We start from the raw sequence: 23,932 nt of genomic DNA on the forward strand, positions 1-23,932 counted from the left end.
GAGGGGATTAGGCTGGACAGACAGCTTGACCCGGCGATTTTGTGATCGTGCGGGGGCATTCAGAATCAACGAAGAGAGTGGGCGATCGGCTTGTCTAGCCAGTTGACCGGTGGTGGATCCGACGAGACTACGTCGGGTGAATTCGGAGCGAATGAGTGGCTCGTGGACGAGCTGTACGAAAGGTACCTCGTCGACAAGTCCCTCGTCGACGAGTCGTGGTGGCCGGTCCTGGAGAGCTACCACCAGACCGCGACCGGCGCAGGTGCGCAGACCGCGGCCGAGCCCGCGGCCGAGACACCCGCTGCAGCGGCACCGGCACGGGCCGCGGAGAGCGCCCCGCCCGCCGCCGCTCCCGGCTCGCAGCCTCAGGCGCGCACCACATCCCTCGCCGCCAGGCCGCTCCCGGTCCCCGCCGACGCGCCGATCACGAGCCCTCAGGCCATCATCACCGACGGTGAAGCGGCGGAAGCCAAGGACGTCGTCACGCCCCTCCGCGGCATGTCGAAGAGCCTGGCCGCGAACATGGCCACCAGCCTCACCGTGCCGACGGCGACGAGCGTGCGCACCATTCCCGCCAAGCTTCTGATCGACAACCGCATCGTCATGAACAACCACATGAAGCGAGCCCGCGGCGGCAAGGTCTCCTTCACCCACCTCATCGGCTGGGCCCTGATCCGGGCGCTCAAGATGTTCCCGAGCCAGAACGTGTTTTACGACGAGGTCGACGGCAAGCCGTCGGTCGTCGCCCCGGCCCACGTCGGCCTCGGCATCGCCATCGACCTGCCGAAGCCCGACGGCACCCGGTCACTGATGGTCCCCGCGGTCAAGCGTGCGGACACGATGACCTTCGGCGAGTACCTCTCCGCCTACGAGGACCTCGTCACCCGGGCCCGCAAGGGCAAGCTGACCGCCGACGACTTCTCCGGCGCCACCGTGTCGCTCACCAACCCGGGCGGTATCGGCACCGTGCACTCCGTGCCCCGCCTGATGAAGGGCCAGGGCTGCATCATCGGGGCCGGCGCCCTCGACTACCCGGCGGAGTTCCAGGGCGCGAGCGTCAAGACCCTCACCGGCCTGGCCATCTCCAAGACCATCACGCTGACCAGCACCTACGACCACCGGGTCATCCAGGGTGCCGGCTCCGGCGAGTTCCTCAAGATCGTGCACGAGCTCCTGACCGGCCAGCACAACTTCTACGAGGACATCTTCTCGGCGCTGCGCATCCCGTACGACCCGATCCATTGGGCCCCGGACATCAGCGTCGACCTGGCCAGCGCCGTCGACAAGACCGCCCGGGTGCAGGAACTCATCAACGCCTACCGGGTCCGCGGCCACCTGATGGCCGACATCGACCCGCTGGAGTACAAGCAGCGCAGCCACCCCGACCTGGACATCGCCAACCACGGGCTCACCTTCTGGGACCTGGACCGCGAATTCGTCACCGGCGGTTTCGGTGACAAGCGCCTGATGCTCCTCCGCGACATCCTCGGCGTGCTCCGCGACTCCTACTGCCGCACGACCGGCATCGAGTACATGCACATCCAGGATCCCGGCCAGCGCAAGTGGGTCCAGGAGAAGATGGAGAAGTCCTACGTCAAGCCCACCCACGACGAGCAGATGCGCATCCTGGGCAAGCTGAACGAAGCAGAGGCCTTCGAGACCTTCCTCCAGACGAAGTACGTCGGCCAGAAGCGGTTCAGCCTCGAGGGCGGTGAATCGACCATCGCGCTGCTCGACTCGATCCTGCAGGGTGCGGCCGACCACAAGCTCGACGAGGTCGCGATCGGCATGGCCCACCGCGGCCGGCTGAACGTGCTGACCAACATCGCCGGCAAGACCTACGGCGAGATCTTCCGCGAGTTCGAGGGCACCCAGGACCCCCGCACCGTCCAGGGCTCCGGCGACGTGAAGTACCACCTGGGCACCCAGGGTGTGTTCCGCGGCGCGGACGGCGAGGAGATCTCGGTCTACCTGGCCGCGAACCCGTCGCACCTCGAGGCCGTCGACGGCGTGCTCGAGGGCATTGTGCGGGCCAAGCAGGACCGCAAGCCCATCGGCACGTTCTCCACGCTCCCGGTCCTCATCCACGGCGACGCCGCGATGGCCGGCCAGGGTGTCGTGCTGGAAACCCTCCAGATGTCGCAGCTGCGCGGATACCGCACCGGCGGCACGATCCACCTCGTCGTCAACAACCAGGTCGGCTTCACCACGCCTCCCGGCGAGGGACGCACCTCGGTGTACTCGACGGACGTCGCCAAGACCATCCAGGCGCCGATCTTCCACGTCAACGGGGATGACCCGGAGGCCGTGGTCCGGGTCGCGGAGCTCGCCTTCGATTACCGCCAGGAATTCAAGCGCGACGTCATCATCGACCTGGTCTGCTACCGCCGACGCGGCCACAACGAGGGCGACGACCCGTCGATGACCCAGCCGCTGATGTACAACCTGATCGAGGCCAAGCGCTCGGTCCGGAAGCTGTACACGGAGGGCCTCGTCGGCCGTGGCGACATCACCCAGGAGGAGTACGAGGCCGCGCACCGCGACTTCCAGGACCGGCTCGAGCGCGCGTTCATGGAAACGCACGCCGCCCAGACGTCCTCGACGCCCATCCTCCCCGGAGGCTCGGATGCCGGCGCGCTCGGCGTGCCGGACGACTCGGCCGGAGAGCCGGAGAAGACCGGGGTCCCCGAGGGTGTCGTGCACCTGATCGGTGACGCGTTCAACAACAAGCCCGCCGGATTCACGGTGCACAACAAACTGCAGCAGCTGCTGCAGAAGCGCCTCGACATGAGCCGCAACGGCAACATCGACTGGAGCTTCGGCGAGCTGCTCGCCCTCGGCTCCCTGCTGCTGGAGGGCACCCCGGTGCGCTTCGCCGGCCAGGATGCCCGCCGAGGCACGTTCGTCCAGCGCCATGCGGTGCTGCACGACCGGGTCAACGGCCAGGAGTGGCTGCCGCTGGCCAACCTGAGCGAGAACCAGGGACAGTTCTGGATCTACGACTCCCTGCTCAGCGAATACGCGACCATGGGCTTCGAATACGGCTACTCGGTCGAGCGCGCGGACGCCCTCGTGCTCTGGGAGGCCCAGTTCGGCGACTTCGCCAACGGCGCCCAGACGATCATCGACGAGTTCATCTCGTCGGCCGAGCAGAAGTGGGGACAGCGTTCCTCCGTCGTGCTCCTGCTTCCGCACGGCTACGAGGGCCAGGGACCCGACCACTCCTCGGCGCGGATCGAGCGTTTCCTGCAGCTGTGCGCGGAGAACAACATGACCGTGGCCCGGCCGTCGACCCCGGCGTCGTACTTCCACCTGCTGCGCCGCCAGGCGTATATGCGTCCGCGCCGCCCGCTGATCGTGTTCACGCCGAAGTCGATGCTGAGACTGCGCGGCGCCACCAGCGGCGTGGCCGACTTCACCAACGGCAAGTTCGAACCGGTCATCGACGATGCGCGCATCACCGACCGCAACGCGGTCAAGCGGGTGCTCTTCATGGCGGGCAAGCTCTACTACGACCTGCTGAACGAGCTGGAGAAGAACCCCAACCCCGAGATCGCACTGGTGCGGCTGGAGCAGTTCTACCCGCTGCCCTCCGTCGAACTCAAGCACGTGGCCGAGTTGTACCCGAATGCCGAGCTGGCGTGGGTGCAGGACGAGCCGGAGAACCAGGGCGCGTGGCCGTTCTTCTACCTCGAGACGAACAAGCTCGGCCCGCGGGCCATGCGGCTCTTCTCCCGGGCGGCATCCGCGTCACCCGCGGCCGGGTCGGCCAAGCGCCACGCCGCCGAGCAGGCCGACCTGCTGCGCCAGGCGCTGACGCTCTAACCGCTTCTCGCCGAGAGTCGCCGTTCCTGCCGAGAGTCGCCACTGGAACGGCGGTTCTCGGCAGTTTCGGCGATTGTCGACGGCCGGGTGCGGCGGCGGCGCTGCGCTACGGGCGCCGAGCCAGCTTGCCGGGCCACCAGATCGCCGGGCCGATGTCGTAGGCGAGCGCCGGCACAAGCAGCGACCGCACCAGGAACGTGTCGAGCAGCACCCCGAACGCCACGATGAACGAGATCTGGGCGAGGAAGAGGATCGGCAGCACCCCCAGGGCCGCGAACGTCGCCGCGAGCACGATCCCGGCCGAGGTGATCACCCCGCCGGTGGCCACGAGCCCGCGCAGGATGCCCGGCCTGGTGCCGTGCAGGATGGACTCCTCCCGCACCCGCGTCATCAGGAAGATGTTGTAGTCGATTCCGAGCGCCACCAGGAAGACGAACCCGAACAGCGGCACCGACGGATCGGCCCCGGGGAAACCCAACAGGTCGTTGAACACCCAGGCCGACACACCGAGCGCCGCCCCGAATGAGAGCACGACCGTGAGGACGAGCAGCACCGGCGCCAGGATCGAACGCAGCAGCATCATCAGGATGAGCAGGATCACTCCGAGGATGACCGGGATGATCAGCGTGCGGTCGTGGATCGCGGTGTCGTTCGTGTCCACCGCGATCGCCGTCGTCCCGCCGACGAGCACGCCGGCGTCGACGTCGGCCAGGGCCGTGCGCAGCTCGCGCACGGTGGACTCGGCCGCCGCGGAATCCCCGACGTCGTCGAGCGTCGCCTGGAGCATCACGCGGCCGTCGATGACGGTCGGCTCGCCGACGGGGGTTCCGGGCGGCCCGACCGGCGCCAGCCCCTCCGTCGTGACCGGCAGCGAGCCGCTCACCGAATCCGCTGAGACAACGGCGACCGAGTCGACCCCCGCCGTGCCCAGGATGACGTCGGCCAGGTTCTGCAGCTCGCCCTCCGGCCCGATCACGATCGTCGGCGTTCCGGACCCGCCGGGGAAGTGTTCGGCGAGCACGGCCTGCCCGTCGCGGGCCTCCGACGCTCCGAGCACGAAGTCGCTTTGCGGCACGCCGTCGGCCTTGAACTGGAGCACGCCGATCGACGCCACCGCGAGCAGCAGGGTGGAGGCGACCCAGACGAGGCGGGTGCGCCGGCTGACCAGGCGGGCGACCGCGGGCCAGAGCCCGCGGCCCGCGCCGGCGAGGTTCGGGTGGGCCGAGCCGACGGCCGGACGGAGGGGCCAGAACGCGGTGCGCCCGGCCCAGAGGAGCAGCGCGGGCAGCAGAGTCAGCGCCGCGAGCACGGCGAAGGCGATCCCGATCGCGGAGACCGGGCCGAGGGCCTTGTTGGAGTTCAGGTCGCTGAGCAGGAGGCAGAGCAGCCCTGCGATCACGGTCCCGCCGGAGGCGAGCACGGGCTCGAGCGATCCGCGCAGCGCCACCAGCGTCGCGTCCCACTTGCGCTCGTGGTCGCGCAGCGCCTCGCGATACCGCGACACGTAGAGCAGGGAGTAGTCGGTCGCCGCGCCGATCACCAGGATGAACAGGATGCCCTGGGTCTGCCCGGTCAGGATCAGCACGTCCGCCCCGGCGAGCGCCACGACGACGAGCACCGACGCGCAGAGCGCGGCGAGGCTCGTGCCGAGCACGATCAGCGGCAACAACGGCGACCGGTACACAATGATCAGGATCAGCAGCACGGCGGCGAGCGCGGTGAGCAGCAGGATGCCGTCGATGCCGGCGAAGGCGCCGGACAGGTCCGCGATCAGCCCGGCCGGACCGGTGGCGTACACGTCGACCCCGTCGATCGGGTGGGCGGCGAGGTAGTCGCGGATTTCGCCAACGGATTCGGCCGGCTTCACCGCGGTGTCGAGGGGCAGGAAGACCTCCGCGGCCTGACCGTCGTCAGAGACGATGACCGGGGAGACGGAACCCGGCACCACCCCGTCGATGGTGGCGAGCTCTGCGACCTGGGCCTCGATGTCGGCCAGGTCCGCCTCGGTGAGGGCGCCGTCGCTCTGGTACACGAGCACGCCGGGCAGGGTGTCGCCGCCGCGGAACTCCGATTGCAGCGCCTGCACCCGGGTGGCATCCGCGCTGGCCGGCAGCTGCTGCGCCTGGTCGTTTGTGGCGACCTCGCTGATCTTGCCGAAGGAGGCGCCCCCAGCGCCGAACAGCCCGAACCAGACCAGGATGAGCGCAACCGGGATGAGGACGCGCAACCAGGTGGGCACTCCGGAGTCCGTCTTCCGGCTGGGGTCTTTCAGGGGCGCAGTCGCAGCAGTTTTGGTCACGGTACCGAGATTATCGACCCCGTTGCCCGCTCCGCGTCGTCCAAAAGGTTGAAACGGTCGCTGCGAATCGCTGCGGAAGGGTCAGTGCGGAACGGTCAGTGGCCGGACTGGATCGTGCGGAGCCGGAGGAGCACCTGGTCCCGGAGATCCTCTGGCGCGATTTCCGTGCAGGCGCGCTGCACGGCCTCGGTGAGCGTCTTGCCCACCAGGTGCTCGTAGCTGCAGTCATCGCAGGCGGCGAGATGGTCGCGAATATCTGTCGCGTCTTCCCCGCAGAGTTCGTTGTGCAGGTATTCCTCGAGTTCGGCCTTGGCCTTCTCGCATCCACAGTCGGTCATTTGATGCTCCCGGATTCCTTCCGGCTCCCTGTCACGGATTGCTGCGCGGCCTGGCCGGCGTCGAGACCCTGCTCGATCGCATAGCCGGTCAGGAGCTCACGGAGAAGTCGCCTGCCACGGTGCAGGCGGCTCATGACGGTGCCAATCGGTGTTTTCATGATGTCGGCGATCTCCTGGTAGGAGAACCCCTCGACGTCGGCGAAGTAGACGGCCAGCCGGAAATCCTCCGGGATGGACTGCAACGCGTCTTTGACGGCGCTGTCCGGCAGGTGGTCGATGGCCTCGGCCTCGGCCGACCTGCTCGACATCGCGGTCGTCGATTCCGCGCCGCCGAGCTGCCAGTCCTCGAGTTCGTCGATGGTTCCCTGGTAGGGCTCGCGCTGCTTCTTGCGGTAGGTATTGATGAAGGTATTGGTCAGGATGCGGTACAGCCAGGCCTTGAGGTTGGTGCCCTGCTCGAATTGCTTGAAGGCCGCGAACGCCTTCACGAACGTTTCCTGGACCAGGTCCTGTGCGTCGGACGGGTTGCGGGTCATCCGCATCGCCGCCGCGTAAAGCTGGTCGATGAACGGCAGGGCCTGCTCTTCGAAAAGGTCCCGCTTCTCAGCACCGGCTGTCGCATCTGTTGTCATCACCGGCAATCCTAAGCCGTGGACCTCTGGGTTGACCGGTCGGGTCATCACCGGCCGGGTCATCAGCGCTGCGCCTGCCACTCGGACCTCCCTCGACTTCGTACCGACTATTCTGATAACCGATGCTGATCTCGAGATATTCCAAGCCGGAGTTCGATCCGTACGGCGACACCGCGCCGGCGGACGCTGAAGGCGCGTGGCCCGCCCCCACCGCGACCGGTCCGCTCGCCGCCACGCTGTCGCTTCCGGGCTCGAAATCGCTCACCAACCGCGAGCTGGTGTTGTCCGCGCTGGCCGATTCGCCCTCTCTCCTGCGCTCTCCGCTGCACTCCCGCGACAGCGACCTGATGGTCGCAGCGCTCCGCCAGCTGGGCACCACGATCGAGTCCGTCGACGGCGGCGGGGACTACGGAACCGACCTCAGGGTGACCCCGGGCGAGCTGCTCGGCTCGACCACGATCGACTGCGGCCTGGCCGGCACCGTGATGCGGTTCCTCCCGCCGGTCGCCGCCCTCGCGCTCGGCCCGACGACATTCGACGGCGACGCCGGCGCCCGGCGCCGGCCGATGGCGACCACGATCACCTCGCTGCGTGCCCTCGGCGCCGACATCAACGATGACGGCCGCCTCGCGCTGCCCTTCACCGTGCACGGCACGGGCAGCCTCGCCGGCGGGGAGATCACCATCGACGCGTCGACCTCGAGCCAGTTCGTCTCCGGGCTGCTCCTGGCCGCGCCGCGCTTCGAGCACGGGCTGCACCTTCGCCACTCCGGCGAGCGCCTGCCGAGCCTGCCGCACATCGAGATGACGATCGCGACCCTCGCCGGTCGCGGCGTGCGCGTCGAGAGCCCGGCCGCAGGCGTTTGGGTCGTCCGCCCCGGGCCGATCGGGGGCGCCGACGCCGACATCGAACCCGACCTGTCCAACGCCGCCCCGTTCCTCTGCGCCGCGCTGGTGGCCGGCGGCAGCGTGACCATCACCGGCTGGCCGGCGCAGACCACCCAGGTCGGCGCGCACCTGGCCGAGCTTCTGCCGCTGTTCGGGGCGACCGTCAGCCGCGACGGCGACCGCCTCACCGTCACGGCCGGCGAGGGCATCCACGGCGTAGACCTCGACCTGTCGACCGGCGGTGAGCTCGTCCCGGCCCTCGTCGCCCTGGCCGCGCTCGCAGATTCTCCGAGCACGTTCATCGGGATCGGCCACATCCGCCACCACGAGACGGACCGCCTCGCCGCCCTCGCCGCCGAGATCAACGGCCTCGGCGGCGCCGTCACGGAACTCGAGGACGGACTGCGCGTCGACCCGCGGCCGCTGCACGGGGGCCCGTGGAAGAGCTACGAGGACCACCGGATGGCCACCGCCGGCGCTATCATCGGCCTCGCCGTGCCCGGCGTCGAAATCGAGAACATCGGCACGACCGCCAAGACGCTCCCCCAGTTCCCCGAGCTGTGGCACGGCCTCCTCGCCGGGGCAGCGCACTAGATGACCACCTGGTGGTCGACCCCCGAGGACGACGAACCGGAGTTCGACGAATCCAGCGTGCGCGTGCGCCCGAACCGCAAGGGGAACAAGCCCCGCACCAAGACACGGCCGGGCCACGAGGATGCCCTGACCGGGCGCATCCTCTCGGTCGACCGCGGCCGGTACACCGTCATGCTCGACGAGAACCTGCCCACCGAGCGCCGGGTGACAGCGGCCCGGGCGAGCGAGCTGCGCAAACACGCCGTCGTCACCGGCGACCGGGTCGACATCGTCGGCGACACGACCGGCGCCGAGGGCAGCCTGGCCCGGATCGTGCGGATCGTGCCGCGCACGACCCTGCTGCGCCGCAGCGCCGACGACACGGACGCGGTGGAGCGCGTGATCGTCGCCAACGCCGACCAGATGCTCATCGTGGTGGCGGCGGCCAACCCGGAACCCCGGATCCGCCTGGTCGACCGGTACCTCGTGGCCGCCTACGACGCCGGCGTCTCGCCCATCCTCTGCATCACCAAAACCGACCTGGCCGACCCCGCCGTGTTCCTCAGCAACTTCGCCGGCCTCGACCTGCCCGTCTTCCAGAGCCGCGACGACGCGATGCCGCTCGAAGCGATCTCCGAGGCCCTGGTCGGGCACGACACGGTCTTTGTGGGGCACTCCGGCGTCGGCAAGTCCACCCTGGTCAATGCGCTGGTGCCCGACGCGAAACGCGCCGTCGGCGTCGTCAACCTGGTGACCGGCCGAGGCCGGCACACGTCGTCGTCGACGATCTCGCTCCGGCTGGAAACGGACGCCGGGCGGGGCTGGGTCATCGACACCCCCGGCGTGCGCTCGTTCGGCCTCGGGCACATCAACACCGACAACATCCTCAAGGCGTTCACCGACCTCGCCACCGTGGCGGAGAAATGCCCGAGGGGCTGCACGCACCTGCCGGACTCCCCCGATTGCGCGATCATCGAGACGGTCGAGGCCGGCAAACTCGGCGACACCGGCAAGGCGCGACTTGACTCGCTGCAGCGCCTGCTCGCCACGTTCGCCGCCGCCCCCTCCCACTGACCGGGGTCGGGCGGGGCGGGGAGCCGCTAGCGTGAGGGGATGACCGATTCCACGCGCCTCGCCGCGGGCGACACCGCCCCGCAGTTCACCCTGACCGACCAGGACGGCAAAGCCGTCTCGCTCGCCGACTACGCCGGGCGCAAGGTCGTCGTCTACTTCTACCCGGCCGCCATGACGCCGGGCTGCACCACCCAGGCCTGCGACTTCCGCGACAACCTCGGCTCGCTCGCGGCGGCCGGCTATCAGGTGCTGGGCCTGTCGAAGGATGCCCCGGCCAGGCTCAAGACCTTCCAGGAGCACGACGCCGTGAACTTCCCGCTGCTGAGCGATGAGAGCCTCGACGTGCACAAGGCCTACGGCGCCTGGGGAGAGAAGAACCTGTACGGCAAGACCGTCACGGGCGTGCTCCGGTCGACGTTCGTGATCGACGAGTCGGGCCTGATCCAGCTGGCGCTCTACAACGTGAAGGCGACCGGCCACGTCGCCGGCCTGCGGAAGAAGCTCGGCCTGGACGCCTAGACCGCCGCGACGGCGCATCCGCTCGGCCGGGCTAGACGGGCCTCGTCGCCGCCAGCACGCGCGGGGTGAAGAGCAGCACGATCACGGCGATCGAGGGCAGCAGCAGCGCCCAGCCGAGGTCAGGGCGGGCGTAGAGGCCCTGGAAGCAGCCGATGGCGACGAAGACCTGCAACAGCTGCCAGGTGAGGGCTGCGCCGCGGATCCACGGCCGCCCCTGCAGCGCGCCCCGGGCGATCGCGCTCACCCAGAGCGCAGCGATCAGGACGAGCACGAGGATGGCGACGGCGCTGGCCACGGACGCCGGCGTCTCCGTGAGCAGCTCGAACACGAGCCATCCGGCGGCCACCCAGAGAAGCAGCGCTTCGGCCGCCAGGAGGGCCGTGAGGGCCAGCAGGGAGGGCGGTCGCCGGGTCCCCGAAGGCTCGCTCGCGCCCTCCCGGCTCTGATCTGCGTGCTCGTTCACAGGACTATCCCATACAAAACTATTGATTTGACTCCACCATTATGCGACCATATTTGAGGCCCGGTTGACGCTCACAGGGCGGTGAGCCGATCTCTATGCGTAGATCCGTACTTTTCCTGCGATCGGGCCCTGCATCTTCGGCCGATCTGGCCAGGCATCCCCATCTGCAATAAAGGAGCACCCCTATGGACTGGCGCGACAAAGCTGCCTGCCTCACCGCCGACCCGGAACTTTTCTTCCCCGTTGGCAACACTGGCCCCGCCGTGGACCAGATCGAGAAGGCGAAGGCCGTCTGCGGCCGTTGCACCGTCACCGAGGTGTGCCTCCAGTACGCACTGGAGACCGGTCAGGACTCCGGAGTCTGGGGTGGCCTCAGCGAAGACGAGCGCCGCGCCCTCAAGCGCCGCGCCGCTCGCGCCCGCCGCGCTTCCTAAGCGCCGCGCTTCGGCACAGAAAGCCGGGACCGCTCCTCAGGAGCGGTCCTGGCTTTCTTTCATGAAGCGCAGCGGAATCTCGATCGTCACTTCGGTTCCGCTGCCCATCATGGTGTGCCAGTCGATGGTGCCGCTGAGTTCCCCCTGGATCAGGGTGCGCACAATCTGCGTTCCCAGCCCGGAGCCGACCTTGCCCTCCGGCATTCCGGCGCCATTGTCGCGCACGGTCACGGTGAGGGTCTCCTCGCTCCGCTCCGCCTGGATGGACACCTCACCCTCGCGCCCGGCGAGGCCGTGCTCGACCGCGTTCGTGACCAGTTCGGTCAGGGCCAGGGCCAGCGGTGTCGCGTAGGCACTCGGCAGGGTGCCGAAACTCCCGGATGATTTCGGATGCGCCGTCGTGTTGTGCGCGGAGGCGACCTCCGCGATGAGCAGCAGCACCCGGTCGAACACCGCGTCGAAGTCGACGATCTGGTTCAGCCCTTCCGACAGGGTGTCGTGCACGACGGCGATGGCCGCAACGCGGCGCATCGCCTGGTTGAGCGCCTCGCGGGCCGTGTCCGAGTGGGTTCGGCGGGCCTGGATGCGCAGCAGGGACGCCACCGTCTGCAGGTTGTTCTTCACCCGGTGGTGGATCTCCCGGATGGTGGCATCCTTCGTGATCAGCTCGCGCTCCTGGTGCCGCAGCTCCGTCACGTCTCGGCAGAGAACCATGGCGCCGATCCGCTCGCCGCGGTTGCGGATCGGTATGGCGCGAAGCGAGACCGTGACCCCGCGCGCCTCGACGTCGGTGCGCCACGGCGCCCGGCCGGTCACAACCAGCGGCAGCGACTCGTCGACGACGGCCGTTCCCGTGAGCAGGCGGGCCGTCACTTCGGCGAGGGACTCGCCTTCCAGCTCGTCGTCGAAGCCCATCCGGTTGAAGGCGGACAGTGCGTTGGGGCTGGCGAAGGTGGTCATCCCATCCACGTCGAGCCTGATCAGCCCGTCCGAGGCACGCGGGGCCCCGCGGCGCGGGCCCGTCGGCGCACCGAGGTCGGGGAAGTCCCCGGAGGCGATCATGGCGAAGAGGTCGTTGGCACAGTCGTTGAAGGTGAGCTCCTGGCGGCTGGGGCTGCGCGCCTCGCTCAGGTTGGTGTGCCGGGTGAGCACGGCGATCGGCGTGTCGGTGACCTGGGAACCGGTCGAGCTGAGCCGCCGCATGACCGGGATGGCCCGGACCCGGGTGGGGGTCTCCTCGTACCAGTCGGGGGCCGTGGTGTCGATGATCCTGGCCGTCTCGAACGCCTCCGTCACCTGTTTGCGCCACTCCCCCTTGATCTCCTGGCCGACGAAGTCGCGGTAGAACAGGGTCGCGGCGCTCGACGGCCGCTGGTGGGCGACCGCCACGAAGCTGCCGGTCGTCGTGGGCACCCAGGCGACCAGGTCGGCGAAGGCGAGGTCGGCGAGGAGCTGGCCGTCAGCGACGAGCATGTGGAGCCAGTCCACATCCTCCGCGCTGCTGCGGCCCTGGGCAAGTACGAGATCACTGAGCGTCGACACCGTCATAGCCTACGGCCGACGACGCGCTCGGCCGGAATCATAGGCGGCAGGGGCGGAATCCGCCATGATGTGCACTATGAACGCATCGGAATCGGTCCGACCCGACCGCACACTCCTGATCATCCTGTCCGTCATCGGCGTCCTGGTGATTGTCGCCCTGGCGGTCGTGTTCTCGCGCGGCGAACCCAGGCTCCTCGACGAGTCGACTCCGGCGGGTGTCGTGCAGCGGTATTCCGCGGCGGTCATCGCCGGCGATGAGTCCGCTGCCGTCGAGTACCTCACCCCCGAGGCGCGGGAGGCGTGCGAGAGGTTCGAGAACGCATCCACCGACAACGTCAGGGTCACCCTGGTCTCGACGACCGAACGGGAGGACTCGGCCGACGTGAAGGTCTCCCTCGTCACCTCCTATGAGGGCGGAGGCCCGTTCGACTCCTCGGAGTTCGAGACCGAGGAGGTCTTCGACCTCGTGAAGTCTGACGGAAAATGGCTGATCGACCAGACCCCGTGGTCACTCACCGTCTGCACAAACACGGCGGTGAAGTGATGAGCGACACCGCCACACCGCAGGCCCCGACCGCGGGCGGCGCCCAGCGCACCGTGCGTCGCCTGATCGTCTACGTGCTGCTGTTCGCCCTGGTGGCGATCGGCGCCACCGGCCTGAGCGGCCTGCTCTCGCGACTCCTCGAGGCGGGAACGGCGCTGGCGTCCGACGACGTCGCCGGCCTGGCGCGCTCGCTGGCCTTCACCCTGATCGGCGGACCGCTCGCGGCGCTCCTCTGGTGGGCGGTCTGGCGGAGGCTCGCCGACCCGGCCGAGCGGTCTTCCCTGGCGTGGGGCCTGTACCTGGCCGGCATGTACACGGTGGCCCTCATGCTTTCCGCCTCCGCCCTGCTGGGGGCTGCGCTGCAACTCATCGACGGCACCTGGCAGCCCTCCGACTTCTCCACCGGCCTGGTCTGGGCCGGCGTCTGGGCCTGGCACCGGTGGATGTGGCGACACGCGGCCAAGCGACCGGTGCGCCTGGCCACCCTGCCGATCGTCCTCGGGGCCCTCTACGGCCTGGTGATCGGAGTCGGCGGCGCCGTGAACGCCCTCGGCTCACTCCTCGACACCGCCATCCGCGCATCCGACCAGGCGTCGGTGGGCGAACCCTGGTGGGAGTCCCCGCTGCAGGCTCTGCTCTGGGCCGTTGTGGGCGCGGCGATCTGGTGGTGGCACTGGATCCACGACGATGCCCGCCGGTTGAAGACCGGGTTCGCCAATGTGGCGCTCGTCGTCATCGGAATCCTCGGTGCGGGCGTCCTGACCCTCGGCGGGATCGGCGCGACCCTGTTCGTTCTTCTGCGACTGGCCTTCGACCGCGCCGACCCGATCGGCGACCTCCTGGACCCGCTGGGCGAGGCGATCGCCTCGGCGGCCATCGGCGCACTGGTCTGGTACTACCACGCGCTCATCTCCCGGGGCCGTCCGCACGACACTCGGCAGGCCGGCACCCTGGTCACCTCCGGGGTCGGCCTGGTGGCCGCAGCCACCGGCATCGGCATCATCGTGAACTCCCTCCTGGCGACCCTGAGCAGCCCGCTCGCGGGCGCGGACACCCGCACGCTGCTGCTCGGCGGCATCAGCGCCCTGGTGGTCGGCGGCCCGGTCTGGTGGCTGGTGTGGAAGCCCGCCGCCCCGGTCGCGGAGGCCGAGATGGCCTCCACCGGCCGCCGGGTGTACCTCATCGCGGTCTTCGGCCTCAGCGCGATAGTGGCGCTGGTCGCCCTGCTGGTGGTCGGCAACGGGATCTTCGAGTTCGCCCTCGAATCGGCGTCGGCCGGGAGCCTGGTCGAGAAAATCCGCGCCCCGCTCGGGCTGCTCGTTGCGACCGCTCTGGTCTCCGCTTACCACTTCAGTGTCTGGCGGCGTGACCGTGCGGTCGTCGGAGCCCTGGCCCCGGCCGCCCGTGAACGACGCATCTCCCGCGTCTTCCTGGTCACCGGAGCGGACCCAGAGCCGCAGTCTCAGGCCATCGAGGCTGCCACCGGCGCCTCGGTGACCGTGTGGCCCCGCGCGGACACCGGCGAAGGGCCGGTCCCCGCGCCCGACGCCGCGCAGCTCGCCGCTGCCCTGGCCGGCGTGGCCGGCAAGCGCGTGCTGGTGGTCACCGGACCGGGCAACCGCATCGACGTGATTCCCCTGGCCGACTGAGCCGTCCGCCCGGGCGTGTGTCAGCCGGGGATCAGCTTCCGCCACCGGAACCCGGCGCGGGGTTCCGGGACGGGCAGCAGCTCCGTGCACACGAAACGACGGATGCTCGTCCGAGCCGGTGACTTCGGCGCGGCATCGCGGAGCGTGCGCCCGGTCAGCACGGCCGCATCCACCCCCTGTTGGTCGTGCGGCACGAGGATCGGCGACTCGATGCCGCCGAAGCGCAGAAGCGCCTGGGTGACCTGGCCGGCGGGGTCCAGCCCGACCGCGCTCGCGCGCACCCGGTTCATCACCACGCTCACCCGGTCGGTCGTGAGCAGGTCCGCCAGTTCGACCCAGGCGCGCAGGAACCTGGCCATCCCGACCGGGTCGGCGAGGCCGCAGGCCACAACCCGGTCGGCTGACCGGAGCGCCGTCAGCGTCGCGGCGTTGCGCCTGGGAGCGAACAGGTCGCTGGAGATTTCCTCGTCGCTCTCCAGGTTGAAGCCGGTGTCGAGCACGACGTAGTCCACCCACTGGCGCAGCGCGTCGATCGTGCGAGACACACGCTCGGAAGACAGTTCGGGCCAGCGGGAGGGCCGTCCGATGCCGGTGAGCACCCAGAACGCGCCCTGCGGCGAGTTGTACCGTTGCGCGATCCGCTCGAGCTCGGACTGGGTGAGGCTGTCCGACCCGGCCAGCCGGCATCCGGCAGCGAACCCGGGGGCCTCGTCGAGCATGCCCAGGCTCGGCGCGACCGACCCGCTGTAGGTGTCGACGTCGGCCAGCACGACGGTGTGCCCGGCGGCCGCGATCTCGGCGGCGATATTGATCGCCAGGGTCGTGCGTCCCGGCGCCCCGGCGGGACCCCAGACGGCGATGACCGAGCCTGCACTCAGGGCGCCGCCGGCGCCCGCCCGGCCGCCGATCCGCAACGGCACGACGATCCCGGCGACGAGCAGGGTCTCGACCTCGCTCCAGTCCGCTCCCGCATCCACCACCTCGTAGAGGCCGAGCGAGGCCGCGTGGCGCCGGTCGAGGTCGGATGCCGCGAGCGCGATCAACCGGATGCCGCGCCCGTCGCACGCCGCGATCAGCTCAGCGGTGAGCGTCGCCCGGCCGGCACCGACCACCACGGCCTCCGGCGGGCGCACGTCCAGCGCGACCAGGAGGTCCCGTGCGGTGCCGACCCGGGCGACGATGGAGTGCCCGTACTCCACGATGTCGGCCAGGAGCCGGTCTTCGGTGTCCCGGTCGAGGGCGAGCGCGAGCGTGGCCACGGCTACTCCCCCAGCGCCGTGTTGACCGGCACGATGGCGACCGCGTCTCCGTTGGCGACGGACTCAAGCACGGCGGCGATCTTTGATTTGGGCACGAGGATCTCCACCGACATCCCGCCGTCGGAGGCCATGAAGCCGACCGGTTCGATGAGTCGCACAATCGCCGCCTGCCCGACGAGCACGGCCGGGGGGCCGAAGACGCCGCGGTCGGTCTGCCGGGATGACCAGACATCCACGACCGATCCCGGCCCGATCGCAGCGGCCGGCTTGCCGCTGAGCTCGACGACGATGTTCGTCACCGACTGCCCGGCCCTCGTGCCCACGGCGGAGGCGGGTACCAGTTCGCCTGCGGCGATGGTGCGCGTGACAATCATCCCGTCGGGCGGCAGTCCGCCCGGCGTGACGTACAGGTCGCCGGCGGAGCCGAGCCTGACCTGGGTCGTCAGCAGGTCGGATCCGTCGATGTGGTCGCCGACCGCCAGCGCGACCCTGGCCGTGTAGACGGCGGTGGTGCGGTCCGCATTCGTGACGATCGCGGACACACCCCCGACGGAGGCCGCCACGAGCGCCACGCCGATCGCGAACCGCGGATCGAATCTGAATCGGCGCCGGGAACCAGGCGCCCGGGTGCCTCGGGTGGGGGTGTCCTGTGTTTTCGCCGCCGTGCGTGCCATCCGCCCACCTCGCTGCCCGTGAAAGCCCTGACCCACTATCGTCGTCCCCCGGCGGCCCGGGCGCGGAAGTTATCCACAGCCGCAGCCCGGCAGCCCCCGCGCCGGGGCCGAGGACGGATAATCGATTCATGACGGATTCCGTGTCCTCCAACTCCGTAGGCCGATTCCTGACCCTCGCCGACACGGCCGAGATCCTCAACATCCCGGCCGCCGAGGCGCTCGAACTCGTTCGCGGCGGTGAGCTTCCCGCCATCAAAATCGGCGCCCGCGGCGCCTGGCGGATCGAGCGGATCGTACTCGAGTCCTATATCGAAGCGCGCTACGAGGAAGCCCGGCGGATGTCGCTCTGGCAGCAGTCCGACTTCGCGAACATCCCCGAAATCTCCGGAAGCACGATCATCCGCCCGGAGACCTGAGACAAGACGCGCCCAGCGCCCGCCTGCCCAGCACCCGCCGAGCTGACGCACGCGCACGGCACTCCCAATTGACGTGCGGAGTAACTGACTTGCGGAGAAACAACCTTCGTTGCGAAATTGAAGGGACTTTGTCCGCAAGTCAACTTGTGAGACGCCCCTGCGGCGGCGGGAAACACGAGGCTCCGAGACCCGTCCGCCGTCAGCCATCAGTCCAGCTGCACCAGCTGGATCTGGGCGAGCGGGACGATTCGGTAGTGCTGAACCTCATTGGCGCGTCGTAGGGTTCCGGCCTCGTGCACGGCAACATCGATGTGGTCGCGGCCGACCCGGTCGATCGTGCCGGTGATCAGGCCGGCCGGGGTGTGGAGCAGGAGACTCTTCCGGCGCCGGCAGAGGTCGCGCAGCACGAAGGGCAGCCCGATACGGTCGACGACCCTGGCCGCCGATTCGGACTCGGCGGCGAGGGAGACGGCCACCTGGTCGTGGTGCAGGATCACGCCCGCTATCGCCGCGAGGGGAAGGACGCACTGGGCTCCGAAACGGCCGCCGTTCCGGTGGTCGGCGGCGCTGCGGTCGGCGGACAAGTGGTCGGCGGAGAGGAGGTCGGCGGCCAGCCAGTCCCGGCCGAAGGTGGTCGGTCGGATGGTGATCGTCTCACCGGTTACCAGCGCAACCCTCAGGATTCCCGCCCCCACCGGGGCCGGCGCCCTGGTCAGGCTGACGAGCCGACTGCGCAGGGACAGCCGACCGAGGCGCAGCCGTTCCTCCTCCGCGCGGAGGTCGATTTCTTCGGCCTGGAGTTCATGCTCGAGCTGCCCCTCGAGGTCGTCGAACAGGTTGTCCCACCGCACACCCCGAAACTAGTCGGCCCAGCCGGGGTTCGCTCGTGTTATCCACAGGCCCTATAAGCGCTAGACAGGGCCGCCCGTCCCCTGATTGAGTCTCTGCCACGGGCTCCCCCCGAACAGGGGCGGCCCCGTGATCCACCCGAACGCCAAGCACCCGTCGACGCGCCATCGGAATCACGCACATCGGAGGAGCCATGAGCACCCCTCTCACCCCCGAAGAAGACTCGAGCGCCGAAGAGGAACGCAGCGGGTTCCAGTCGGAAGACTTCTTCGGGCACCAGCCCAGTCCGCGCAACCAGCTCCCCGATCCGGAACCGCTTGTGATCAACCTCACGCGCTGTGTCATCGAGGTGCTCGCCGGCGCCCGGGAACTCGACCAGCTCGCGCGCTGGGTCACCGACGACGTCTACCGGCACCTGCTCAAGCGCGTGGTGCTCTCAGCGCGTGCGCGCGCGGTAAAAGGGCAGCGAGCCCAGAGGCCGACCATCACGATCGGGCGGGTCATCATTTCCGAGCCGCGCGACGGTGTCGTCGAGGCCGTCGTGATCGTGCACAGCCGGGTGCGGGTGCGCGCGGTGGCCCTCCGGCTGGAGGGCCTCGACCGTCGATGGCGGGCCAGCGCCATCAATGTTCTCTGAGCAAGCACGGTTCTCAGCGCCCGCAATGTTCTCTGAGCGGTGGATGCCGTCGTCGACCGATGCAGGGCGATTCACGCTCCGGGAGCAGCCGGGCTGAGCGGCAGACTGGTCGACCTGCGGGGTGAGATCGTGCGCGACCGCGCCTAGGAGACCGCCCCGGCGACCAGGCTCACGCCGCCGACGAGCGAGATCACCAACACGACGGTGCGGAGCACCCGAGCCGACATCCGCCCGGACAGGAGAAGCCCGCAGATGGTGCCCGCGGCGAGCGCGGAGAGCTGCCACAACCCCGGCAGCACCACCCCGAGGATGAGCGCGGTCACAACGTTCTGGATGATGAAGAAACTGTGCATGTTGGCCCGCGTGGCCACCGGCGACCAGCCGGCATTCGCCGCGTAGATTCCGATCGGCGGCCCACCCACTCCCCCGACCACGTTCAGCAGTGCACTGGTCGCCCCCGTCGCCACCGCCCCCAGCGGATGCCCCAGCCACCCCCAGCGCACCCCACTGGCCAGGATCCCCACCGCCAGAATCACCCCTGCCCCCGCGCCCAAAGCCAGCCAGCGGGTGTCGATGCCCTGCAGCGCCCACGCGATGACCGGCGTGCACAGGAGGGTGGGGATCAGCAGTCGCGCCACCGCGCCCGGCTGGGCGTGGCGCCCGTCACGGATCAGCGGCACCACCGGCGACAACGCCGCAAGCACCACCGCCGCGCCGACACCCTCCCGCGGGCCGAGCGCCAGGATGAGCAGCGGCGCGGCCACGAGCGAGAATCCCATGCCCGTGGCCGCCTGAACAAGCGCGCCCACCGCAATGCCGCCCAGCGAGAGCGCGACAACCAGGTCCATCAGGAGACAGGGTCCCGGCGCATCAGGAGGCTGTCCCGGCGCATCAGGATGCGGTGTCCCGGTCCAGTCGGCAGCGCGCCTGGAACGCGATCGCCCCCACCATGAGCACCGCGGGCACCACGGTGATGCCGACGACCAGCGCCGTCTGAGCGAACCCCGACTGCACCACATCTTGCCCCGCGGTCGTCGACACAAAGCCGCCGATCGCGAGCACCGCCGAGTATAGGTACGGGCCGATCGCCGTGCCGGTCGCCTCCGTCGCCGTCCACACGCCCGTGTACGCGCCCGCGCGGGACGTACCGCCGCGCTCGGCGACCGCCACCGCATCCGGCAGCATCGAGAACGCGAACAGTTGCAGGCCGGCGAACGACGTGCCGAGCAGCACGATGACGGCGGTGGTGATCGCAATCCCGAGGGTGCCGCCGGCGGCGAGCGCGAGGGACCCGACGATGAAAATCAGCTGCGACAGCAACAGCCCGCGCTGCTTGCCGAGCCGGCGCGAAACGGCGAGCCACATCGGCCCAGCGAAGACCGCCGGGGCCAGGAACGCCCCCATGAACAGGGAGGTGAGTCCGGGGGCGCCGAACACGTACTGCGTGTAGAACGGCACCGCCGCGAGGAACAGGTGCGTGGTGGTGCCCGTGAACAGGTAGGAGAGCACCAGCAGGCGGAAGTTGCGGTCGCGCCACGCGATCTTCAGGTCGCCGAGGAAGGTGTGCTCGCGATCATCCGGGGCACGGAAACCGCTGTGCTCGGTGAGCCGGCGCACGCCCACGATGCCGGCGAACCCAGTGACCACCATCACCCCCGAGAGGATGAGCGCCATCTGCGAATAGTCGCCGCGAGCCCCGGATGCCACCAGCGCGGGGGCCGCGACGCCGGCGCCGAGCAGGCCGATGGTGAGCAGCAGCAGCCGGAACATGAACACGCGGGTGCGTTCGTGGTAGCCGATCTTCAGGTCGGACGGCGTGGTCAGGTAGGGCACCTGGAAGCAGGCGAAGAGCATATTTCCGGCGATGTACCAGCCGGCGATCCACAGCGCCGCGCCGCCACCGGTGAGCCCGGCCGGCACACTGAACATGGCCGTCATGGCGACGGCCAGCAGCAGGCCCCACCACAGCAGGCCGCGCCGGTGCCCCGAACGGCGGGCGTGCCGGTCGCTGATGGTGCCCAGCAGCGGATGCACCACGGCGTCCAGGATCTTCGGCAGCAGCAGGGTGAGTCCGGCCAGCAACGGGGTGACGCCGAGCACGTGGGTCATGAAGTAGAGCAGCAGCAGGCCGGGGACGGTGACCCACACACCCATGCCGAGGGACCCGCTCGAGTAGGCGAGCAGGTCACTCATGCGGGCGCGCAGGGTGGGGGCGCCGTCGCCGGATGCCCGGGGGGCGCCGTCGCTGGTCGGCACGGCGCTGCCGGTGGCCCTGCTCATCGGGCTGCCCCGGAGACGACGGCCTCGTGGCGGGCGACGACGCCGGCGGCCAGCGGGGCGCCGGCGAAGGCCCCGGAACCGGCACGGCCGGCGAGAGTGCGGGCGACGATGCGGTCGGTGAGGGCCGGCACATGGCGCGCCAGGAAGAACTCCAGCGCACCCCGCGCTGAGGTGGGCAGGTCCCGCCGCGGACGACGGCTGAGGGCGGCGCGCATCACCGCATCGACGACGCCGTCGAGCGGCTCGTACCGGCTCATGCCCTCGAGCGAGAGCCCGGCCGCCGTGGTCGAGCTGTGGATGGGGCTGCGCACCGACGACGGGTACACGCAGGTGACGCCCACGTGGGTGCCCAGTTCCATCCGGAGGGCGTCGGCGTACGCGACGAGGGCCCGCTTCGACGCCCCGTAGGCGGCGGCGAGCGGCAGCTGCAGGAGCGCCATGCGGGAGGCGAGCATGACGATGCGGCCGCGGGAGGCGACGAGGGCGTCCACGCAGGCCGCCGTCACCCGCCACGTCCCCAGCAGGTTCACCTCGAGCTGTCGGCGCACCTCTGCGCCGGGGGCGAACTCGGCCGGGGCCGGCCCGCCGATGCCCGCGTTGTTGATGAGGATGTCGAGGCCGCCGAGCATCCGGATGGCCTGGGCCACCGCATCTGTCACCTGCTCGTCGCTGGTGATGTCACACGCCAGGATGTCGGCGCCCGGGTCGGCGTTCACGTCGAGCCCCACGACGACGGCGCCCTGCGCCTGCAGCCGGGCGGTGAAGGCCCGCCCGAAGGTTCCGGATGCCCCGGTGATGATGACCCTGAGGCCGTGTGCGTTTCGCAGGCTCATGCGGTGACTCCCTCGTGTGCGATGCTGAATGGTTTCGCGCCCCGGCGCAGGCGTTCCCGCCCGGCGGCGATCTCTTTGGGCAGCGCGGCGACGTACCCATCGAAGTCGATGCGCATGCGGGGCCGACGGTCGCCACCCCACCGGGCGGCGGAGTAGGCGAGATGTCTCGCCACGGCTTTCTGCTGGTCTTCTGCGCCGGGCAGGGCGTACCCGCCGGACAGGTGGGCGGCCACGAGTTTCGCCTGCACCTCGAGAACGGGCAGCGCCGCACCGGTGGACTGGATGAGTCCGATGAAGCTCAGGCTGGGGTCCTGCAGGTGGAACACGCGCTGGTAGAGGGGAAGTTCTTCGGCGTCCTCCCCCAGCCAGGCCGACGTGAGGAACGGGATGTTCACCCGGTACCCGGTCGCCCAGACGATCACGTCGACCGTCTCGGTGCTGCCGTCGGTGAATTCAACGCGGTCGCCGTCGAAGCGCGCGATGCCGGGCCTGGCCACCACCTCACCGTGGGTGAGCCGGTGCATGATGGTGTCGCTGATGGTGGGGTGGTTCTGGAACAACCCGCCGGCCGGCGCCGGCAGGCCATAGTCTTCCGGGCTGCCGACGGCGAGCCGCAGCAGGGTCTGGGCGATCGTCTGCCTGGCACGCCAGGGCAGCACCGAGAGGATGCCGTTCATCTTGTCGGAGGGTCGCCCGAAAATGTATTTGGGCACGATGTGCACGCCGTGCCGGGACGACAGCAGCACCGGGCCGCGCGACACGTAGGAGGCGTCGACGGTGATGTCCATGGCGGAGTTGCCCATGCCCACCACCAGTACCCGTTTGTCGCGGAACACCTCGGCGGTGCGGTAGTCGTGGGCGTGCATCGTGGTGCCGGTGAACGTGCCGAGGTAGGCGGGGCTGGGCCAGCGCGGGTCCCAGTTGTGCCCGTTGGCCACGACGACCGCGTCGTAGCGTTCGCTGCTGCCGTCGTCAGCGCCGACGATCCAGCCCGCTCCGGCGGGCTCGGCTCCGCGCTCGCTGTCGCCGTCGCCTTCACGTTCGACGGAGGTGACCCCCGTGGAGAAGCGGATGTGCGGCGTCAGAGCGAACGCGGTGGCGTAGTCGGCCAGGTAGCCTGCGACATGGTCGGCAGACGGGTAGTCGGGCCAGTCCGCGGGCATGGGGTAGTCGGCGAATTCGGTGCGGCCCTTGCTCGTGTTGAGGTGGAGCGAGACGTAGGCGGGTGACAGCCCGCTGCTGTTGTCGCGGGCCCAGAGCCCGCCGGGTCGGTCGCCCTTCTCGTAGGTGACGACGTCGACCCCGGCATCGATCAGCGCCTTGGTAGCGGCGAGTCCGGCTGCGCCGGCGCCGATCACGGCGACGCGGGTGGGACCGGTCATGATGTCTCTCCGTGCAGCGTGCGGTCCGTCACGGCGCGGTTCTTCGGCGTGCGGTTCTTCGGCGCGCGATTCATCAGGGCCCGATTCATCAGATACCCGAATCCGCGGGGCGAGATGCGGTGGCCCCACCAGGCGAGCTTCGCGGTCCTGCCGACCAGCACGAGGTCGCGGCGGCGGCGCACGGCGCGCACGGCGGCCCTGGCGACGTCGTCCTGGCTGATCTCGGACCCGGTGGTGGTGCGCACGCTCAGATCGGTGCCGGACGCCTGCCCCATTCCGCCGGTCACGAAGGTGGGGTGAACCATGGTGACGGTGACCCCGGATGCGGCAAGCTCGTACCGCAGTGCGGTGAACAGGCCGGTGACGGCGTGCTTCGCGGCGACGTAGGCGGGGCGCCCGACGGTGGGGGCGAATCCGGTGACGGAGCTGGTGACGACGATGCGGCCCCGGGTGCGGTTGAGGGCGGGCAGTGCCGCCCTGGTGCAGATCAGCGCCCCGATGTAGTTGACCTCCATGACGCGGCGGTAGACGGATACGTCATGGTCGAGGAGGGCGCCGACGGCGGAGAGTCCGGCGTTGTTGACGAGCACGTCGATGCGGCCGTACCGGGCGACAATCCCCTCGAAGACGGCGTTCACCTGGGCCTCATCGGTGATGTCGCAGACCCGGTAGGAGGGGTCGTCCGGCGGGCAGGCTTCCGGCAGGTCAAGGCCGACGACCGTGTGGCCTGCCTCAGAGAAACGCAGCATCATCGCGCGGCCGATCCCCCCGGCTGCGCCGGTGATGACGGTTACCCCCTGCATGTGACTCCCCCTCATCGCGG

General features: G+C 69.8%; 22 protein-coding genes. 9 read left to right on the plus strand and 13 right to left on the minus strand.

Annotated features, from left to right (window positions below; translation table 11 throughout):
* Positions 1–90 precede the first annotated feature (90 nt).
* Positions 91–3,825 carry a multifunctional oxoglutarate decarboxylase/oxoglutarate dehydrogenase thiamine pyrophosphate-binding subunit/dihydrolipoyllysine-residue succinyltransferase subunit gene (locus BLQ39_RS07750; RefSeq protein ID WP_092323040.1) on the plus strand — a complete coding sequence of 1,245 codons (3,735 nt, stop codon included), beginning with the start codon at positions 91–93 and terminating at the stop codon, positions 3,823–3,825.
* A gap of 106 nt (positions 3,826–3,931) precedes the next feature.
* On the opposite strand, the gene BLQ39_RS07755 is transcribed toward BLQ39_RS07750, so the two are convergent.
* From BLQ39_RS07755 to BLQ39_RS07765, 3 genes are all read right to left on the minus strand, one after another.
* Complete coding sequence (locus BLQ39_RS07755; RefSeq protein WP_370255607.1) at positions 3,932–6,124, minus strand: MMPL family transporter; 2,193 nt, start codon at positions 6,122–6,124, stop codon at positions 3,932–3,934.
* 95 nt (positions 6,125–6,219) lie between these two features.
* Positions 6,220–6,462 carry a zf-HC2 domain-containing protein gene (locus BLQ39_RS07760; protein WP_092323044.1) on the minus strand — a complete coding sequence of 81 codons (243 nt, stop codon included), beginning with the start codon at positions 6,460–6,462 and terminating at the stop codon, positions 6,220–6,222.
* Positions 6,459–7,094, minus strand: a complete 636-nt coding sequence (locus tag BLQ39_RS07765) for a sigma-70 family RNA polymerase sigma factor (protein ID WP_241982911.1) — start codon at positions 7,092–7,094, stop codon at positions 6,459–6,461. The genes BLQ39_RS07760 and BLQ39_RS07765 overlap by 4 nt, the downstream gene beginning before the upstream one ends.
* 122 nt (positions 7,095–7,216) lie before the next feature.
* On the opposite strand from BLQ39_RS07765, the gene aroA reads away from it, so the two are divergent.
* The 3 genes from aroA to bcp are packed head-to-tail and all read left to right on the plus strand — an operon-like array spanning position 7,217 to position 10,147.
* Positions 7,217–8,575, plus strand: a complete 1,359-nt coding sequence (aroA, locus tag BLQ39_RS07770; protein WP_092323045.1) for a 3-phosphoshikimate 1-carboxyvinyltransferase — start codon at positions 7,217–7,219, stop codon at positions 8,573–8,575.
* The gene (gene rsgA, locus BLQ39_RS07775; RefSeq protein WP_092323047.1) at positions 8,576–9,628 is read left to right on the plus strand and encodes a ribosome small subunit-dependent GTPase A; all 1,053 of its coding nucleotides are present in this window, start codon (positions 8,576–8,578) and stop codon (positions 9,626–9,628) included.
* A gap of 39 nt (positions 9,629–9,667) precedes the next feature.
* Positions 9,668–10,147, plus strand: a complete 480-nt coding sequence (bcp, locus tag BLQ39_RS07780; protein WP_092323048.1) for a thioredoxin-dependent thiol peroxidase — start codon at positions 9,668–9,670, stop codon at positions 10,145–10,147.
* Between the two features lie 31 nt (positions 10,148–10,178).
* Here the strand turns inward: bcp and BLQ39_RS07785 are convergent, their stop codons facing one another.
* A complete protein-coding gene (locus BLQ39_RS07785; protein ID WP_092323050.1) occupies positions 10,179–10,610 on the minus strand; it encodes a hypothetical protein in 432 nt (143 codons plus the stop codon).
* Positions 10,611–10,795: 185 nt separating this feature from the next.
* Between BLQ39_RS07785 and BLQ39_RS07790 the strand changes: the two genes are divergently transcribed.
* Entirely contained in the window at positions 10,796–11,044 is a 249-nt protein-coding gene (locus BLQ39_RS07790; RefSeq protein WP_092323051.1) for a WhiB family transcriptional regulator, read from the plus strand.
* Positions 11,045–11,080: 36 nt separating this feature from the next.
* On the opposite strand, the gene BLQ39_RS07795 is transcribed toward BLQ39_RS07790, so the two are convergent.
* On the minus strand, positions 11,081–12,586 hold the full coding sequence (locus tag BLQ39_RS07795) for a sensor histidine kinase (RefSeq protein ID WP_092323053.1): 1,506 nt from the start codon (positions 12,584–12,586) through the stop codon (positions 11,081–11,083).
* Between the two features lie 76 nt (positions 12,587–12,662).
* Between BLQ39_RS07795 and BLQ39_RS07800 the strand changes: the two genes are divergently transcribed.
* Together BLQ39_RS07800 and BLQ39_RS07805 are read left to right on the plus strand one after the other, a co-directional pair.
* Positions 12,663–13,130, plus strand: coding sequence for an LpqB family beta-propeller domain-containing protein (locus BLQ39_RS07800; RefSeq protein WP_092323054.1), 468 nt, complete (start codon positions 12,663–12,665; stop codon positions 13,128–13,130).
* Positions 13,130–14,779 carry a DUF5671 domain-containing protein gene (locus BLQ39_RS07805; protein WP_092323055.1) on the plus strand — a complete coding sequence of 550 codons (1,650 nt, stop codon included), beginning with the start codon at positions 13,130–13,132 and terminating at the stop codon, positions 14,777–14,779. Before BLQ39_RS07800 ends, BLQ39_RS07805 begins: the two co-directional genes overlap by 1 nt.
* A 20-nt stretch (positions 14,780–14,799) precedes the next feature.
* Here the strand turns inward: BLQ39_RS07805 and BLQ39_RS07810 are convergent, their stop codons facing one another.
* The gene (locus tag BLQ39_RS07810) at positions 14,800–16,038 is read right to left on the minus strand and encodes a CpaE/TadZ family protein (protein WP_092323057.1); all 1,239 of its coding nucleotides are present in this window, start codon (positions 16,036–16,038) and stop codon (positions 14,800–14,802) included.
* 2 nt (positions 16,039–16,040) lie between these two features.
* Positions 16,041–16,712 carry a hypothetical protein gene (locus tag BLQ39_RS07815; RefSeq protein ID WP_092323058.1) on the minus strand — a complete coding sequence of 224 codons (672 nt, stop codon included), beginning with the start codon at positions 16,710–16,712 and terminating at the stop codon, positions 16,041–16,043.
* 128 nt (positions 16,713–16,840) lie between these two features.
* On the opposite strand from BLQ39_RS07815, the gene BLQ39_RS07820 reads away from it, so the two are divergent.
* Positions 16,841–17,128, plus strand: a complete 288-nt coding sequence (locus tag BLQ39_RS07820; protein ID WP_092323060.1) for a helix-turn-helix domain-containing protein — start codon at positions 16,841–16,843, stop codon at positions 17,126–17,128.
* Positions 17,129–17,334: 206 nt separating this feature from the next.
* Here the strand turns inward: BLQ39_RS07820 and BLQ39_RS07825 are convergent, their stop codons facing one another.
* Positions 17,335–17,979 (minus strand): hypothetical protein, encoded by a 645-nt coding sequence (locus BLQ39_RS07825; protein ID WP_092323061.1) that lies wholly within the window; start codon positions 17,977–17,979, stop codon positions 17,335–17,337.
* Between the two features lie 191 nt (positions 17,980–18,170).
* Here BLQ39_RS07825 and BLQ39_RS07830 point away from each other — a divergent pair, with 191 nt between their 5' ends.
* On the plus strand, positions 18,171–18,614 hold the full coding sequence (locus BLQ39_RS07830; RefSeq protein WP_241982908.1) for an Rv3235 family protein: 444 nt from the start codon (positions 18,171–18,173) through the stop codon (positions 18,612–18,614).
* Between the two features lie 143 nt (positions 18,615–18,757).
* On the opposite strand, the gene BLQ39_RS07835 is transcribed toward BLQ39_RS07830, so the two are convergent.
* From BLQ39_RS07835 to BLQ39_RS07855, 5 genes are read right to left on the minus strand one after another with little or no spacing between them, the layout of a single operon-like run.
* Positions 18,758–19,462 (minus strand): TSUP family transporter, encoded by a 705-nt coding sequence (locus BLQ39_RS07835; protein WP_092323063.1) that lies wholly within the window; start codon positions 19,460–19,462, stop codon positions 18,758–18,760.
* 43 nt (positions 19,463–19,505) lie between these two features.
* On the minus strand, positions 19,506–20,894 hold the full coding sequence (locus tag BLQ39_RS07840; RefSeq protein ID WP_241986975.1) for an MFS transporter: 1,389 nt from the start codon (positions 20,892–20,894) through the stop codon (positions 19,506–19,508).
* Positions 20,891–21,727 (minus strand): SDR family NAD(P)-dependent oxidoreductase, encoded by an 837-nt coding sequence (locus tag BLQ39_RS07845; protein WP_092323064.1) that lies wholly within the window; start codon positions 21,725–21,727, stop codon positions 20,891–20,893. The genes BLQ39_RS07840 and BLQ39_RS07845 overlap by 4 nt, the downstream gene beginning before the upstream one ends.
* Positions 21,724–23,109: a flavin-containing monooxygenase gene (locus BLQ39_RS07850; RefSeq protein ID WP_092323066.1), complete on the minus strand. Its 1,386-nt coding sequence runs from the start codon at positions 23,107–23,109 to the stop codon at positions 21,724–21,726. Before BLQ39_RS07850 ends, BLQ39_RS07845 begins: the two co-directional genes overlap by 4 nt.
* On the minus strand, positions 23,106–23,912 hold the full coding sequence (locus tag BLQ39_RS07855; RefSeq protein ID WP_166784463.1) for an SDR family NAD(P)-dependent oxidoreductase: 807 nt from the start codon (positions 23,910–23,912) through the stop codon (positions 23,106–23,108). The genes BLQ39_RS07850 and BLQ39_RS07855 overlap by 4 nt, the downstream gene beginning before the upstream one ends.
* Between the last annotated feature and the right edge of the window lie 20 nt (positions 23,913–23,932).

This window comes from Cryobacterium psychrotolerans (assembly GCF_900101115.1).
Classification (GTDB): domain Bacteria; phylum Actinomycetota; class Actinomycetes; order Actinomycetales; family Microbacteriaceae; genus Cryobacterium; species Cryobacterium psychrotolerans.